General features: G+C 63.6%; 13 protein-coding genes and 1 tRNA gene. 4 read left to right on the forward strand and 10 right to left on the reverse strand.

All coding sequences use genetic code 11. From position 1 onward, the window contains the following. Positions 1–7: 7 nt before the first annotated feature. Positions 8–790 carry a 3-hydroxybutyrate dehydrogenase gene (locus D3F03_RS16365; protein WP_119110511.1) on the forward strand — a complete coding sequence of 261 codons (783 nt, stop codon included), beginning with the start codon at positions 8–10 and terminating at the stop codon, positions 788–790. A 105-nt stretch (positions 791–895) separates the two neighbouring features. Here D3F03_RS16365 and D3F03_RS16370 read toward each other — a convergent pair whose 3' ends face one another. Then, complete coding sequence (locus tag D3F03_RS16370) at positions 896–1,609, reverse strand: SIMPL domain-containing protein (protein WP_119110512.1); 714 nt, start codon at positions 1,607–1,609, stop codon at positions 896–898. A gap of 212 nt (positions 1,610–1,821) precedes the next feature. On the opposite strand from D3F03_RS16370, the gene ompR reads away from it, so the two are divergent. Both ompR and D3F03_RS16380 read left to right on the forward strand, forming a co-directional pair. After that, positions 1,822–2,556 carry an osmolarity response regulator transcription factor OmpR gene (ompR, locus tag D3F03_RS16375; protein WP_119110513.1) on the forward strand — a complete coding sequence of 245 codons (735 nt, stop codon included), beginning with the start codon at positions 1,822–1,824 and terminating at the stop codon, positions 2,554–2,556. A gap of 30 nt (positions 2,557–2,586) precedes the next feature. Beyond that, entirely contained in the window at positions 2,587–4,062 is a 1,476-nt protein-coding gene (locus tag D3F03_RS16380; RefSeq protein WP_119110514.1) for an ATP-binding protein, read from the forward strand. Here D3F03_RS16380 and ispF read toward each other — a convergent pair. Further along, complete coding sequence (gene ispF, locus D3F03_RS16385; protein ID WP_119110523.1) at positions 4,025–4,531, reverse strand: 2-C-methyl-D-erythritol 2,4-cyclodiphosphate synthase; 507 nt, start codon at positions 4,529–4,531, stop codon at positions 4,025–4,027. The two genes, D3F03_RS16380 and ispF, sit on opposite strands and share 38 nt — an antisense overlap. A gap of 2 nt (positions 4,532–4,533) precedes the next feature. Continuing rightward, a complete protein-coding gene (locus D3F03_RS16390) occupies positions 4,534–5,412 on the reverse strand; it encodes an IspD/TarI family cytidylyltransferase (protein ID WP_119110515.1) in 879 nt (292 codons plus the stop codon). Between the two features lie 94 nt (positions 5,413–5,506). Between D3F03_RS16390 and mfd the strand changes: the two genes are divergently transcribed. Continuing rightward, positions 5,507–8,986 (forward strand): transcription-repair coupling factor, encoded by a 3,480-nt coding sequence (gene mfd / locus D3F03_RS16395; protein ID WP_119110516.1) that lies wholly within the window; start codon positions 5,507–5,509, stop codon positions 8,984–8,986. Between the two features lie 341 nt (positions 8,987–9,327). Here the strand turns inward: mfd and ntrC are convergent, their stop codons facing one another. The 7 genes from ntrC to D3F03_RS16430 all read right to left on the reverse strand — a co-directional run bounded on the left by ntrC (position 9,328) and on the right by D3F03_RS16430 (position 16,156). After that, positions 9,328–10,938, reverse strand: a complete 1,611-nt coding sequence (ntrC, locus tag D3F03_RS16400) for a nitrogen regulation protein NR(I) (RefSeq protein ID WP_119110517.1) — start codon at positions 10,936–10,938, stop codon at positions 9,328–9,330. Between the two features lie 35 nt (positions 10,939–10,973). Then, on the reverse strand, positions 10,974–12,053 hold the full coding sequence (gene glnL / locus D3F03_RS16405; RefSeq protein WP_119110524.1) for a nitrogen regulation protein NR(II): 1,080 nt from the start codon (positions 12,051–12,053) through the stop codon (positions 10,974–10,976). Between the two features lie 7 nt (positions 12,054–12,060). Further along, the gene (locus tag D3F03_RS16410; RefSeq protein WP_119110518.1) at positions 12,061–12,558 is read right to left on the reverse strand and encodes a hypothetical protein; all 498 of its coding nucleotides are present in this window, start codon (positions 12,556–12,558) and stop codon (positions 12,061–12,063) included. 201 nt (positions 12,559–12,759) lie between these two features. Continuing rightward, entirely contained in the window at positions 12,760–14,175 is a 1,416-nt protein-coding gene (glnA, locus tag D3F03_RS16415; RefSeq protein WP_119110519.1) for a type I glutamate--ammonia ligase, read from the reverse strand. A gap of 152 nt (positions 14,176–14,327) precedes the next feature. Further along, complete coding sequence (locus D3F03_RS16420; RefSeq protein ID WP_119110520.1) at positions 14,328–15,152, reverse strand: competence/damage-inducible protein A; 825 nt, start codon at positions 15,150–15,152, stop codon at positions 14,328–14,330. After that, positions 15,149–16,000: an EI24 domain-containing protein gene (locus D3F03_RS16425; protein WP_119110521.1), complete on the reverse strand. Its 852-nt coding sequence runs from the start codon at positions 15,998–16,000 to the stop codon at positions 15,149–15,151. Before D3F03_RS16425 ends, D3F03_RS16420 begins: the two co-directional genes overlap by 4 nt. Positions 16,001–16,079: 79 nt before the next feature. After that, positions 16,080–16,156: transfer RNA gene (locus D3F03_RS16430), tRNA-Asp, on the reverse strand. Positions 16,157–16,169: the final 13 nt, after the last annotated feature.

Raw genomic sequence — 16,169 nt, forward strand, 5'->3', positions numbered from 1 at the left:
GAAACCCATGCTTCAAGGAAAGACCGCTCTCGTCACAGGCTCCACCAGTGGCATTGGCCTTGGTATCGCCAAGGCGCTGGCCCGCCAGGGCGCGAACGTCATGCTCAACGGATTCGGGGACAGCGAAGGCCCCAAGGCAGAGGTCCTGGCGGCAGGCAAGGGTACTGGCGCACGCGTGGCCTACCACGGGGCCGACATGTCGCGTGTCGCCGACATCGAGGACATGATCGCCAGTTGCCAACGTGAATTTGGCGCCATGGACATCCTGGTGAACAACGCCGGCATCCAGCATGTGTCCAACATCGAAGATTTCCCTGCCGACCGCTGGGACGCCATCATTGCCATCAATCTCAGCAGCGCTTTTCACACCACGCGCTTGGCGCTTCCGGCCATGAAGGCCAGGAACTGGGGCCGCATCATCAATCTGGCCTCTGTCCACGGCCTGGTCGCGTCGGCGCAAAAATCGGCCTACGTGGCGGCCAAGCACGGCCTCGTGGGCCTGACCAAGGTGACCGCACTGGAGACGGCCACGACGGGCGTCACCTGCAACGCCATCTGCCCCGGCTGGGTGCTGACCCCGCTGGTGCAAAAACAGGTGGACGCCAAGGCGGCCGAGCATGGTCTCTCAAACGACGACGCGAAAAAGCTGCTGCTGGGCGAGAAAGAGCCCTCCATGCAGTTCACCACGCCCGAGGAACTGGGAGAGCTGGCGCTGTTCTTCTGCTCGCCCGCCGCCAACAACGTGCGCGGCGCGGCCTGGAACATGGACGGCGGCTGGGTGGCGCAATAAGGTCCGCCGGCCCGGCGCTACGGGCCACCTTGGCTGGAATACTCCTGAAACTATAGCTGCTAGCGCATACTGCATAAGCGCTAGCAGCCATTTTTACCTAAAATTTCAGCGCATTTGCACGCTGCCCGTCACCGTCACGGTGACGCTGGCCTTGCCGGCTTCCACCGGGATCGGCGCGTCGGGCATGCTGGCGCCGCGTGCTTCCATGGCCATCATGCGCGGCTGCAGGCCAGGGCCACTCTGGCTGCTGTGCACGGCCACCTCGCGCAAGCTGTAGCCGCCAAAGCCAAAATTGGTGCTCAACCGCCCTGCCTGCTCCTTGAAGCGGGCAATCGCCTGCTGCTGCGCTTCGCCTTCGACGCTCTCGCGCTGCTCTCGGCTCAGGTCAAAGGCGACGCGGCTGATGGTGAGCGTCGTCGCGCGCGCCGCCGCGCCCGTGATGCGAGGGAAATCGCGCCCCTCCAGCACCAGCTCTGCACGGCCCTGCCAGCCGGTGATCTGCTGGTTCTGGCCATAGCGGGGCGAGAGCGAGAAGTTGCCAGTGCGCACGTCCATCAGCTTGGGCTCGGCGGTTTTGCGCACCTCGGCCAGGGCGGTATCAAGCGCCTGGCGCAGCTGCGTCTGGACGGTGGCAGCGTCCTTGCCTTCCTTCGCGGTCCCCAGGGTCAGCACAAGCACGTCCTGCTGCACCTCGACGGTGCCAGAACTTTCCAGCGTGACGACGTTTTGCGGCGCGGGGGTGAGGGTGGCCTGCGCCTGCACGGCGCCCGTGGCGCACGCCAAAGCGGCGGCGGTAATAAGGGGGCGAAAAATGTTCATGAGCGTTCAGCAAGCGAGAAAAGGGCCTGGACCTTAGCGCGAGGCGAGCGCTCGCCCTGTCAGCCAACTGCCTGACTTCCCTTACCCTGCGGGCCGAAGTGTGCGCAGCGGGAAAAACATGTAACCGGAGGTCAGACTCCGCGCACATTGGCGTTTTCCGGCCACAAACTGGTAACAATGGCCGCTGTTACAAATTGGACCGAGGAGTCACCATGGCCACAACCAACAACGCGCGCACCGACAAGGTGCTGGTGGTTGATGACGACGCACGCATCCGCGATCTGCTGCGCCGCTATCTCACCCAAGAGGGTTTCGAAGTCATCCTGGCCGAAGACGGCAAAGCGCTCAACCGCATTCTGCTGCGCGACACCGTCGACTTGATCGTGCTCGACCTGATGATGCCGGGCGAGGACGGCCTGTCCATCTGCCGGCGTTTGCGCGCGGTTCACGATCGCACCCCCATCATCATGCTGACCGCCAAGGGCGAGGACGTGGACCGCATCGTCGGCCTTGAAGTCGGGGCCGACGATTACCTTGGCAAGCCGTTCAACCCGCGCGAATTGCTGGCACGCATCCACGCCGTGCTGCGCCGCCGCCCGCCGCTGGAAGCGCCCGGCGCCCCATCGGGCGACAACGAGACCGTGCACTTCGGCCCGTTCACATTTGACCTGGGCACACGCGCGCTGCAAAAAGGCGGGGAAGAGCTACCGCTGACCACCGGCGAGTTCGCCATGCTCAAAGCCCTGGTGCGCCACCCGCGCCAGCCCTTGTCACGCGAAAAACTCGCCGTTCTGGCACGGGGCCGCGAATTCGAGCCTTTTGACCGGAGCCTGGACGTGCAGGTCTCGCGCCTGCGCAAACTGATCGAGGACGACGCCGCAGCACCCCGCTACATCCAGACCGTCTGGGGCGTGGGCTATGTCTTCGTGCCGGACGGAGCGGGTTGATCGACCGTTTCTGCCACTGAACCACTGCCTATGGCCAGCCTTGCCTCATCCGACCCAGAGGTCACCAGTCCCGCGCCGCTGGAGTCTCCAAGCGGAGACAGCACATCGCGCAAGCGCGTGGGGCTCAATCTTTTCTGGCGCACCTTTTTTCTGCTCAGCGTGCTGCTGTTTGGCAGCATCCTGGCCTGGCTGCAAACGCTGCGCGCACTGGAGTTCGAGCCGCGCGCGCTGCACACCGCCCAGCAGATCGCCTCGCTCGTCAACCTGAGCCGCGCCGCGCTGGTGCATGCCGACCCGATTGCGCGTGTCTCGCTCCTCAAGACCATGGCCGATCAGGAGGGCGTGCGCATCCTGCCGCGCGAGCCGGGCGATCGCTTCGAACTGCTCGACAGCACGGATCTGGGCCTGCGCCTGACCGAAGAGCTCACACGCCGGCTCGGCGAGGGCGCCATCGTGGCGCAAAGTGTGAATGGCGAAAAGGGGCTTTGGGTCGGCTTCACCATCAACGGCGACGCCAACTGGCTGCTCATGGACCGTTCGCGCTTTACGCCCGCTGGCGGGCGCACGTGGCTGATCTGGCTGGCCACTGCGGGCGTACTCTCCCTTGCCGGCGCTGCTGTGATTGCCCGGCTGATCAACCAGCCGCTCAAACGCCTCTCCTACGCCGCCAACCGGGTGCGCGATGGCGACTTTGCCGCCAGCCGCCTCGACGAGGAAGCCGTGACCAGCGAGATCCGGGAGGTCAATATCGGCTTCAACCGCATGGCGCAAAAACTCGCCAAGCTCGAACAAGACCGCGCCGTGATGCTGGCTGGCATCTCGCACGACCTGCGCACCCCCTTGGCGCGCCTGCGGCTGGAAACCGAGATGAGCGTCTCCGACGAAATCGCCCGCGAGCACATGGTGGCCGACATCGTGCAGCTTGACGCGACCATCGACAAGTTCCTCGACTACGCACGGCCTGACCACGTCACGCTCACGCCGGTGAACCTGCGCGGCGTGGTCACATCCTGCGTGTACGCCGTGCAGGACCACCGCGAACTGCAGATCACCATGGAGGTGCCTGAAGACCTCAACGTTCTGGCCGACGAGGTGGAACTGGCCCGCATCCTCTCCAATCTGCTGGAAAATGCCCGCCGCTACGGCAAGACCAGCGACACCGACGTCGCCCATGTGGACATTGCCGCCAAGGGGCGCGAGGAGTGGGTGCTGCTCAAGGTGCGCGACCATGGCCCGGGTGTGGCACCCGAGCAGTTGTCGAACCTGATCAAACCATTTTTCCGCGGCGACTCCGCACGCACGGCAGCCGCCGGCGCGGGCCTCGGCCTGTCGATTGTGGACAAGACCATTCAGCGCATGGGCGGTATTTTTGCCTTGGCCAACTCGTCCTCCGGCGGACTCGTCGCGCATGTGCAATTGCGGCGTGCCGGCGGTGCCGATGCGCACCCGCGCCTGCAGCGTCCTCAGGTCAAGCGCAAGCTCCCTCCGCTCGCGGGCAGGAGCTGAAGATCAGCGCCACGGCGCGCGCCTCGATCGCCAAACCCTGCCCCACCGGCCCAAGCCGCTCGGCGGTCTTGGCCTTGACGTTGACCTGTTCCACGGCGACGCCGAGCGCGGCGGCAATGCGCAAGCGGATGGCGGCGATATGCGGGGCCAGGCGTGGCGCCTGGGCCACGACAGTGCTGTCGATATTGCCGATTTCATACCCCGCAGCACGCACACGCCGCGTCGCCTCGGCCAGCAAACGAGCGGAATCTGCCCCCTTGAATTCCGGGTCGCTGTCCGGAAAATGGCTGCCAATATCCCCCAGCGCCGCGGCACCCAGCAAGGCATCGGTAATGGCATGCAGCAGGACATCGGCATCGGAATGCCCGAGCAAGCCCATCGAATGCGGGATGGCCACCCCACCAATCACAAGCGGCCGCCCCGGCACCAAGGCGTGCACGTCCCAGCCCTCGCCTATGCGCATGTTTATGGTCATCCTGTGCTCCTCTGCGCATCAGCGCCTTCAGACGGGGCGGGCGCTGTAGGTTCGGATACCCGCAGCCCACCAAAACGCGCCAGCGTCCCCGCGTGCATGCGCTGGGCAAGCACAGCCTCTGCCAGGGCAAAGTCCTCTGGGTAGGTGACTTTGAAATTGAGGGCACTGCCCGGCACCAGCCGTGGGTGCTGGCCCGTGGCTTCCATGGCGCTGGCTTCGTCGGTGGCGATGGAACCAAACTTTTCCAGCGCCTCGGCCAGCGGCCCCAGGCGGAACATTTGCGGCGTTTGCGCCAGCCATTTGTCGCCCCGGTCCACCGTGGAAACAACGCGCACACCGCCCGGCCCGCTGCTGGCCGTCTTCAAAGTGTCGGCCAATTGGTGGGCGAGCAGGCCGCCTACCTGGTCGCTGACGCAGGCGTCGATGAGTGCATTGATCTGTTCGGTGGTCACCAGGCAGCGCGCCGCGTCGTGCACCAACACCCAGTCGCGCTCTTGTGCACCGCGCGCGCGCAGCTCTCGCAAGCCGGCAAGTACGGTATCGGCGCGCGTGGGCCCGCCGCAAGGGGCCACGAAATAAAGGGGCGATGGGTGTGCGGCAAAAAACTGATCGCCCGGCGCTACCGCCACCAGTGTGCTGCGCAAGCGGTCCACCCCGGCAAACGCTGCCAGCGTATGCAGCACCAGGGGAAGGCCCGCCACAATGTGGTATTGCTTGGGCAGGTTGGCGCTACTGGCCGCCACGCCTGCAACGGCCCGCGTGCCACTGCCGGCACAGGGCAGAAGTGCCCAGAACTGGGCAGGCGGGCTACCCTGCACGGTCTGCAGTTGCGCGGCAAGAGGCGGCGTGCCCGGAGGTGCGGAAGCGGGGTTCATCCCAGCATTCTAGAATTGCGCTCTCCCGCCGCACCGGGTGGCAGCCTGCCCGGCGCCATCCTGGCGCCGGCACGCTTCTCTGTCGCCTGTGCGCATGCAACTCCCCAAACTCTCTCCCGGCAAGCGCTTCGCCTTGCCCCGCCCCCCTGGCAGTGCCGACGCGCTGCTGCTCGCGCAGCTTGCCGAGCGCGAGCGCAGCCAACACGGTGTCACCGCCATCGTCACCGCCGACGCGTCCGACGCTCGGCGCCTGCTCGATGAAATCGCGTTCTTCGCGCCCGGATTGCGCTGCGCCTTGTTCCCTGACTGGGAAACGCTGCCTTACGACAGTTTCTCACCCCACCAGGACCTCATCAGCGAGCGCCTGGCGACGCTCTGGCGCATCAGCCAACGCGACCGCGACACCGGTGCCGACGTGGTGTTGGTACCGGCCACCACGGCGCTCTACCGCTTGGCGCCCCCGTCGTTTCTGGCGGGCTACACCTTTCACTTCAAGGTCGGCCAAAAGCTTGACGAAGCCAGGCTGCGCGCCCAATTGACGCTGGCGGGTTATGCCCACGTGGGCCAGGTAGTCAGCCCTGGCGAATACGCGGTGCGTGGCGGCTTGATCGATCTGTTCCCCATGGGTTCGACGGTGCCCTACCGGGTCGATCTGTTTGACGACCAGATCGATTCGCTGCGCGCGTTCGACCCGGACAGCCAGCGCAGCCTGTACCCGGTACCCGAGGTGCGCCTGCTGCCCGGCCGCGAGTTCCCCATGGACGACGACGCACGCGCGCGTTTTCGCAGCCGCTGGCGCGAAATGCTGGAGGGCGACCCGACCAAGAGCCGCGTCTACAAGGACATCGGCCAGGGCGTGGCCACGGCCGGCATCGAGTACTACCTGCCGCTGTTTTTCGACGAAACGGCGACCGTATTCGACTACCTGGGCGACAAAGCCACTGTCGTGCTGCACGGCGACCTGGAGCCGGCATTTCAGCGCTTCTGGCAGGACACGCGCGACCGCTACCGTCTGGTACAGGGCGATTCCGAGCGCCCTGCCTTGCCGCCAGAAGCCCTGTTTCTTAGCGCCGACCAGTTCTATACACACGCCAAGGAACACGCCCAACTGGCCATTCGCCCTGGCGTGGAAGACGTCGAATCCAGCGCCCAGTTCCAGCGCCTGGCGGAACTCGCGGTTGTGCGCGGCGCAGCCGAACCGCTCTCGCGCCTGCAGGCGCACGTGCAGGCAGGCCAGCACCGGGTGCTGCTGCTCGCCGAGAGTGCCGGGCGGCGCGAGAGCCTGCTCGATTTTCTGCGCGCTGGCGGTGTCAACCCGCCGGCCTTTGATTCGCTCGAAGAATTCGAACAGCACGACAACGAAGTCTTGGGGATTGCCACCGCCGCACTGGCCGAGGGCTTTGCCTGGGTCGAGCACGGCATCGACTTTGTCACCGAAACCGAGCTCTTTTCCACCCCAGCGACCGCCCGGCGCCGGCGCAAGCAGGAACAGGTCAGCGATGTCGAGTCGCTCATCAAAGACCTCTCCGAGCTGAGCCTGGGCGACCCGGTGGTGCACAGCGCACATGGCATTGGGCGCTACCGTGGCCTCGTGAACATGGACGTGGGCAACCAGAACCCCGACGGAACGCCCGCGTTGCAGGAGTTCCTGCACCTGGAATACGCCGCGGACGCCGTGCTCTACGTACCGGTGAGCCAGTTGCAGCTCATCAGCCGCTATTCCGGTGTATCGCCCGACGATGCGCCGCTGCACCGACTGGGCAGCGGCCAGTGGGAAAAGGCCAAGCGCAAAGCGGCCGAGCAGGTGCGCGACAGCGCCGCCGAACTGCTCAATATCTACGCCCGCCGCGCCGCACGCGAAGGCCATGCCTTCCGCTACAGCGCGCCGGATTACGAGCAGTTTGTGAGCGACTTCGGCTTCGAGGAAACGGCCGACCAGAATGCCGCCATCCACGCCGTCATTCAAGACATGATCAGCCCACGCCCCATGGACCGCCTGGTCTGCGGCGATGTCGGCTTTGGCAAGACCGAAGTGGCCTTGCGCGCAGCCTTCATCGCGGTGACAGGCGGCAAGCAGGTGGCCTTTCTGGCGCCGACCACCTTGCTCGCCGAGCAGCATTACCAGACGCTGGTGGACCGCTTTTCCAAATGGCCGGTGAAGGTCGCTGAGGTTTCGCGCTTTCGCTCGGGCAAGGAGGTGACCGCCGCGCTCAAGGGCATTGCCGACGGCACGGTGGATATCGTGGTCGGCACGCACAAACTGCTCTCGGAATCGACCAAGTTTCATGACCTGGGGCTGCTCATCATTGACGAAGAGCACCGCTTTGGCGTGCGCCACAAAGAGCAGATGAAGCAGTTGCGCGCCGAGGTGGACGTGCTGACGCTCACCGCCACTCCCATCCCACGCACGCTGGGCATGGCGCTGGAAGGCCTGCGCGACCTCTCGGTGATTGCCACCGCTCCGCAGCGGCGCCTGGCCATCAAGACCTTTGTGCGCAGCGAAGGCACGGGCGTCATTCGCGAAGCCGTGCTGCGCGAATTGAAGCGCGGCGGTCAGGTGTACTTCCTGCACAACGAGGTCGAGACCATCGAGAACCGGCGCCAAAAGCTCGAAGAAATACTGCCCGAAGCGCGCATCGCTGTCGCCCACGGCCAAATGCACGAGCGCGAGCTGGAAAAGGTCATGCGCGACTTTGTTGCCCAGCGCTACAACCTGCTGCTGTGCTCGACCATCATTGAGACCGGGATCGACGTGCCCACCGCCAACACCATCGTCATGAGCCGCGCCGACAAGTTTGGCCTGGCGCAACTGCACCAGCTGCGCGGGCGCGTCGGCCGCAGCCACCACCAGGCCTATGCCTACCTGATGGTGCCCGACGTCGAGAGCCTGACCAAACAGGCGCAGCAGCGGCTCGACGCCATTCAGGCCATGGAAGAGCTTGGCAGCGGCTTCTACCTCGCCATGCACGACCTGGAGATTCGCGGCGCGGGCGAGGTGCTGGGCGACAACCAGAGCGGCAACATGATGGAGATCGGCTTTCAGCTCTACAACGAGATGCTGAGCGAGGCCGTGCGCAGCTTGAAGGCGGGCAAGGAGCCCGACCTGCTGGCGCCGCTCAACGTCACCACCGACATCAACCTGCACGCCCCGGCCCTGCTGCCCGACGACTACTGCGGCGATGTGCACCTGCGGCTCTCGTTCTACAAGAAGCTGGCCACGGCGCGCACGGGCGATCAGATCGACAGCCTGCTGGAAGAGCTTGTCGACCGTTTCGGGAAGTTACCAGCCCAGGCGCAAACCCTGTTCGACGTGCACCGTCTGCGGGTTCTCAGCGCGCCCTATGGCGTGCTCAAAGTGGACGCGGCACCCGGCGTCACGACCGTGAGCTTCCGGCCAGGCGCCCCGGTGGACCCGATGCGAATCATTGATCTGGTGCAGAAAAACCGGCACATCAGGCTTGCCGGCAACGAGAAGCTGCGCATCGAGCGCGAACTCCCCGACGTGCAGGCGCGCGCCCAATTGGTGCGCGACCTGCTGCGCAGCCTGGGCACGCCGCTGCCAGCAGCGGCATAGACGCAAAAAAGCCGGCGCGATGCCGGCTGGCTCAGGCAGCGCCAGCTAGCCACCGGGCCATGGTTCGCTCGTGATCAAGCGGTTGCAGCCACGGTGCAGGGCGCCGGCCATGGTGCCGCCTCCGTCCTCACGAATCATGTGAGGTCGCGGTTTGCATCGCCGTGCTCGGACATGAAACCGCCTTGGCTGAATCAACGGCGCCATTCTGGGAGCCGCTGGGCCGCCGCCGGGTGCGCCCTCCGCGCACCTGCACATGGGGCTTGGACGCGTGCGCAAAAGGGGCGCGTACCGGTTTCAAATTATTATCAAATTGATAGCTTAAAGCGCTTATCCAATAAGCGCTAGAGGCCATTTTCATATATATTTTTTGCCTCCAGGCCAAGCTCCTGGATTTTCCGGGTGATGGTGTTGCGGCCTATGCCCAGGCGCTGTGCGGCCTCCATGCGCCTGCCATGCGTGGTGTCGAGCGTGCTGCTGATAAGGCACGATTCGAATCGCTGCGACAAGCAATCCCACACGTCGTGCCTGCCCGCGGCGAGCAAGCTGCGCACTTCGCTCGCGAGGCCCAGCTCCCAGTCGGCTTTGGATGCGACCGCCGCTGGTGCCGCCGCGAACCCCGGCCTGGGTTCGCCGAGCGCTCCTACCCCGGACGCCAAGAAAGCACCATGGCCTGCCGGAACGCTCCCCTGGCCGAGCACCTCGTCGCTCGGGGCCTGCGGGTCTTGCAAAGCCGGTTCCAGAACCGGCTTGAGAGCGCCGCTTGCAGGCAGCGCCGCAACCTCCAGCACTTCAGGTGGCAAATCCTGCACCGAAATGACCTGCGCCGGCGCCATCACGGTCAGCCAGTGGCAGACGTTCTCCAACTGGCGCACGTTGCCTGGAAAATTGAACTGCTCCAGGCGCGCCAGCGCGGCATCGGAAATGCGTTTTGAATCCACTCCCAACTGGCGCGCGCTGACCTGCAGGAAGTGGCGCGTCAGCATGGGAATGTCTTCGCGGCGCTCGCGCAGCGCGGGCAGGCGCAGGCGAATCACGTTCAGCCGGTGGAACAGGTCTTCGCGAAAACCACCCTCCTTGACGCGCTGCTCCAGGTTCTGGTGCGTCGCGGCCACCACGCGCACGTGGGCCTTGACGGCGCTGTGCCCGCCGACGCGGTAGAACTGACCATCCGAGAGCACGCGCAGCAGACGCGTCTGCAAATCGAAGGGCATATCGCCGATTTCATCCAGAAACAGCGTGCCGCCTTCGGCCTGCTCGAAGCGCCCGCGCCGCTGTGTCTGCGCGCCGGTGAAGGCGCCCCGCTCATGGCCAAAGAGCTCCGATTCGAGCAGGTCTTTCGGAATGGCAGCCGTATTGATGGCAACGAAAGGCCCCTGTGCCACGGGCGAATGCTTGTGCAGCGCCCGCGCCACCAGCTCCTTGCCGGAGCCCGACTCGCCGGTAATGAGTACCGTCACCAGGCTCTGGCTCAGGCGACCAATAGCGCGAAACACATCCTGCATGGCGGGCGCCTGACCCAGCATTTCGGGCGCGATCTCGGGGCTGTCCTGCGCGACCTCCTCGCGCTGGCTCTCTTGTACGGCGCGGCGTATCAATTCCACCGCCTTGGGAAGATCAAACGGCTTGGGCAAATACTCGAAGGCGCCGCGCTGGAAGGCCGAAACGGCGCTGTCCAGATCCGAATACGCCGTCATGATGAGGACGGGCAGAGCGGGATGCAGGGCATGCACCTTCTCCAGCAGTTGCAGACCCGAGCCACCCGGCATACGGATATCGCTAACCAGGACCTGCGGACCGGGCTCGCTGTCGTCCCCCGCCGCAATGGCGGCCAACGCATCGAGCACTTCGCGCGAATGGCTGAAGCTTCGCGTGCTCAGGCCCTCGCGGGCCAAGGCCTTTTCAAGCACGAAGCGGATCGAAGGGTCATCGTCTGCTATCCAGATCGGCTTCATAAGCGTTGCATTTCCTGGGTTGCGGTACTCGTTCCTCAGGGCAGCGGCAGGAGAATGCGGAAATCCGTTCGTCCCGGGACACTCTCGCATTCGACCAAACCATGGTGCTGCTGCACAAACGTCTGCGCCAACGTCAGCCCCAGCCCTGAACCGCCCTCGCGGCCCGATACCAGGGGATAGAAAATTCTGTCCAGAATGGCATCGGGCACGCCGGGCCCGTTGTCAATGACATGCAATTCCAATGCCAGCTTGTAGCGCTGCCGCCCAAAAGTGACCTGGCGCGCCACGCGGGTGCGCAAGGTGATGCAGGCGTCACCCTGCGCCATGCGCGGCGCCAGCGCCTGGGCAGCGTTCTGCACGATGTTGAGGACGGCCTGGATCAACTGCGCGCGATCACCGCGAAATTCGGGAATGGACGTATCGTAATCACGCAGCACCTTCAAACCCAGCGGGTGCTCTACCAGGACGAGAGAACGCACCCGTTCGCACACTTCGTGGATGTTGACATCACCCACCTCGTGCGGGTGGCGGTGCGGCGCCAGCAGGCGGTCCACCAGCGTCTGGAGCCGGTCGGCCTCGTGGACGATCACATCGGTATATTCGGCCAGTTCCGGACTTTGCAGCTCCAGCTCAAGCAACTGGGCAGCACCGCGAATGCCGCCCAGCGGGTTCTTGATCTCGTGAGCGAGGTTTCGAATCAACTCTTTATGGGCCTGCGACTGCTCCAGCAGACGCTCTTCGCGGTCTTGGCGCACCTGCTGCTCCAGCGGCCACAGCTCGACGACCAAGTGTTCGCGCAATTCCCCCACGCCCAAGTTAACGTGCACCGGAATCCCGTCCTGGTGCAGGCGCCGCAGCACGGCTTCAAAACGCACGGCAGCGAAATCGTGGCTGTGCGTGCCGGCCACAGCCGACTGAATCAGTGAGGGATCGGTAAAGTACTGGCTGAAGTCGCTTCCCACCAACGTGCGCCGCGACACCCCGAGCATCTGTTCCAGCGCAGCATTGGCGTACTGCACCGAGCCGTCTGGTTGCAGCACCGCCACCAGGACCGAAAGCCAGTCGAACGCGGCAAACGACCTGGAGCTGCGGCGCGCGGAAGCACGCTCCGGCACCACGGCGTCAGCGCACCGGAGGAAGGCGATCGATCTCGCGCTGAATCCCTGCTACGTCGGCTTCTGCGCGGTCGAGCTGCGCCTTGAGGTCAGCGGTGCGCTCCATGTACTTCTGCGTATTGCGCAAATCGAGCGCGTTGCGCTGCGGCGAGCCATTGTTGTATTCCTGCTTGACGTCAGCCAACCGCGCCTGAGCCTTCTTCAGCTCGGATTGCAATATGGCGCGCGCATCCGCGTCGCGTGCCTTCTGGTCATTGGCATCCACGCGCGGTGCCGAAGGTGGCGAGCTTGCTGCCTTGGCACCCGAGCCAGTTGCGGGACGCGTACCTTGGACCACTGTGACATTGCCACCCTCCACCACCTTGCAGCCGCGGTCCTTGGCGACGCTGGCATTGTTGGTGTATTCGTTGCCGCAGCGGTAAATCCGGTCCTGGGCCAAGACCGGAGACTGGGCCACCCCAGCACCGACACCACAGGCAAATAAAAGGAAAAAGAGTTTTTTCATAAGCATCCGGCTGCACATACGGTGCAGCCCTCGCCGCAGTATCGCCCAAAACGCCGACCACCCTCAATGCACGAAGCGTAACCAAGCAGCCAAATCGAAGCGCTTGCGCAACGGATAGCCGATCCGCGCGTCCGTTCAGCCGAACATAAAAAAAGGCGGCCGAAGCCGCCCTAGAGTGCCTTGCAGGCTGGCTGGGCCGGCTTACAGCGAGTAGTACATGTCGAACTCGACTGGGTGCACGGCTTGGCGGAAGCGCGTCACTTCGCCCATCTTGAGCTCGATGTATGCGTCCAACATGGCATCGCTGAAGACCCCGCCCTTGGTCAGGAAAGCACGGTCGGCATCCAGCGCTTCGAGCGCCTGGTCCAGGCTGTGGCACACGGTGGGCACCAGCTTGTCTTCTTCGGGCGGCAGATGGTAGAGATCCTTGGTGGCGGCTTCGCCCGGATGAATCTTGTTCTCCACACCATCGAGACCGGCCATCAGCAGAGCGGCAAAGCCCAGGTAGGGGTTCATCAGTGGATCGGGGAAGCGCGCCTCCACACGGCGGCCCTTGGGGTTGGCCACGTAGGGGATCCGGATGGAAGCGGAGCGGTTCTTGGCCGAATACGCCAGCTTCACCGGTGCCTCAAAGTGCGGCACCAGACGCTTGTAGCTGTTCGTGCCAGGATTCGTAATGGCGTTCAGGGCACGTGCGTGCTTGATGATGCCGCCGATGTAGTACAGCGCGAAGTCGGAGAGGCCGGCGTAGCCGTCGCCCGCAAACAGGTTCTTCCCGTCTTTCCACACGGACTGGTGCACGTGCATGCCTGAACCGTTGTCGCCAGCATAAGGCTTGGGCATGAAGGTGGCGGTCTTGCCGTAGGCATTGGCCACGTTGTGGACCACGTATTTTTGCAGCTGTGTCCAGTCGGCCCGCTCCACCAGAGTGCTAAAGCGTGTGCCAATCTCGTTCTGGCCGGCACCTGCCACTTCGTGGTGGAACACCTCAACCGGAATGCCCACGGATTCGAGGATCAAAGCCATTTCGGCACGCATGTCGTGCGTGCTGTCAACGGGAGGGACGGGAAAGTAGCCGCCCTTGACCGTGGGGCGGTGTCCGCGGTTGCCGCCTTCGAGCTTGGCTCCCGTATTCCAGGGGGCTTCGTATTCTTCAATTTCAACGCTGACGTTGCCGGGCTCGTTGCTCCAGCGCACGCCGTCAAAAATGAAAAATTCTGGTTCGGGACCGAAGAAAGCCGTATCGCCCAAACCAGAAGCCTTGAGATAGGCCTCGGCACGCTTGGCAATCGAACGTGGATCGCGGTCGTAGGCCTTTCCATCGCTGGGCTCGATCACGTCGCAGGTCATGATCAAGGTGGTTTCTTCGAAGAACGGGTCAATGTTCGCCGAATTGGGATCGGGGATCAGTTGCATATCCGAAGCCTCAATGCCCTTCCAGCCAGCAATGGAGGAACCATCGAATGCATGCCCTGAAGCAAACTTGTCTTCGTCGAAATGCGACACCGGAACCGTGGTGTGGTGCTGTTTGCCCCGGGTGTCCGTAAACCGGAAGTCGACGAACTTGACTTCGTTCTCCTTCACCATCTTCATCACGTCTGCAACGGTCTTGGCCATCCGAATCTCCTGGGTAAATCGCGGTTAAGAAAAGGTTTTAAAAAGAAAAGCAGTTTATGTGCCAGCGCAGGGTTGCTGCACTACAAAGGAAGAGCATCTTCGCGACAGCCCCATCGCTTCAATTTGGTGCAAAGAGCCATGATTGCGCCCAATCAGCCAGGACGCACCATTTCGGGGCCAAGTTTCGCGCCAAACTGGTGCAAACCGGCCAACAAGGCGTCCCAGGCGGGCGGCACGAGTGCCTCCTCACCTTTGACACCCAGCTCAATATGGCGCCCATAGACGGGATGGTCCACACTGGGCAGACTGAACACCGCAATGCCGGGGTGCAAGCGCTCCAGGGATTCCATCAACGGCGTGAGCAGCGCTTCCTGGCTGTCAAAAACCACCACGGAACGCTCGGTTCGCACGGCTTGGTGAAAATAGTGCCCATAAAAGGTGTCCAGCACCCAGGCGAGCATGGGCCACGCCATGACCGGAAAACCTGGAACGAAATATACCGCTCCTGCCGAGCCGTGCGGCGAACAAAAAAAACCTGGAATCTGGTTGTAGGGGTTGGGGATGATGGACGCTCCTTGTGGGAACTTGCCCATCTGCAGCCGTTGCTGGTTGTCGGCGCGATCAGGTTCATACGGCTCCCCCTTCTCCACGGCCATTTGGCGCATGCGCGCTTCAATAAGTTCACGCGCTTGTGGGTGCAATACGGTGGGCACACCGAGCGCCTGCGCCGCACAGTCGCGGGTGTGGTCGTCTGGCGTGGCACCAATGCCACCAGTGCAAAAGACCACATCACCAGACGCAAACGCACGCTGCAGCGTGGCCGTAATGCGCGGCGCATCGTCTCCCACATATTCAGACCACGAGAGGCCCAGGCCACGCTCCCTGAGAAGTTCGATGACTTTGCTCAGATGCTTGTCGATGCGCTTGCCGGACAGAATTTCATCGCCAATGACGATCAGGCCGAAGTGGGGAATCATGGCTGAGAGGCAATGGAGACGGGAATTTCTGCAGCACCGGGCCTCGGAGGTGCACCAGTGCCTCGGATGATCTTCAGCGCCGCCAGACAGTAATGGGTAAACCACAAGGACGAAAACGCAAACACCAGGGTATATATCCAGATGCCCACCGGAATGAGTACGACAAACGCAGCCGCAAACACCACCCCCGAGGCCCAGACAATCGCCGGAGCGGCCCCCAGGTAGCCACTGACCAACCCGATTAGCAGCAAGGGAAGGCGATGGCGTTGCAGGATCAGCATGCGCTCCTCGCGATCAGCATGCTCTGCCAGCGCGTCAAATGCCATCACACGGTACGTCAACCATCCCCAGATCAACGGCGGCAGCACCAGCACCAGTGGCGGAATCAACCACAGCGGCATGGACGCAAACAGCGCCAGGAGCGCCAGCGCCGTTGATGAGACCGACCAAGCCATGCTCCGCAGAAAAGAAGCTCCGCGTTTGCGCTCGAGTTCCGGAAAACGGCGCTGTGCAACCAAGCGGATCAACGCAGGCGTCACCATGGTAGCCACCACCAGAAGCGACAGCACCACGACCACAGGCATCACCACGGCCAGCAAAATCAAGGGCGCCACCATGGATGCCAGATTCCCCGTCCCCCAGGCGCTCAGCCAACTCCAGAAACTTCCCATCAAGCCCGAGGAGTTGATCCATACGGCTACGGCTGCCACTGCTGCGTCCCAATAGAAGCAGCCCAGCAGCAAGGCCGCAGCGCCCAGAAGCAGCAGGGGAAAAAGCGAGAGAAAGAGTACGCGCGGCCGCGCACAGTAGGCCATGGCGCGCCAGAACGAATCAATCAAAAGCGGCATACTGCAAGCATACTCGCAGGCGGAACTGTTCAGAGCAGCAAAAAAGCCGCCAATTTTGCAACTGGCGGCTTTTAAAAACTGGCGGAGTGGACGGGACTCGAACCCGCGACCCCCGGCGTGACAGGCCGGTATTCTAACCAACTGAACTACCACTCCTGGCAGGCAGCTT

It is taken from the genome of Simplicispira hankyongi (assembly GCF_003570885.1).
Classification (GTDB): Bacteria; Pseudomonadota; Gammaproteobacteria; order Burkholderiales; family Burkholderiaceae_C; genus Simplicispira; species Simplicispira hankyongi.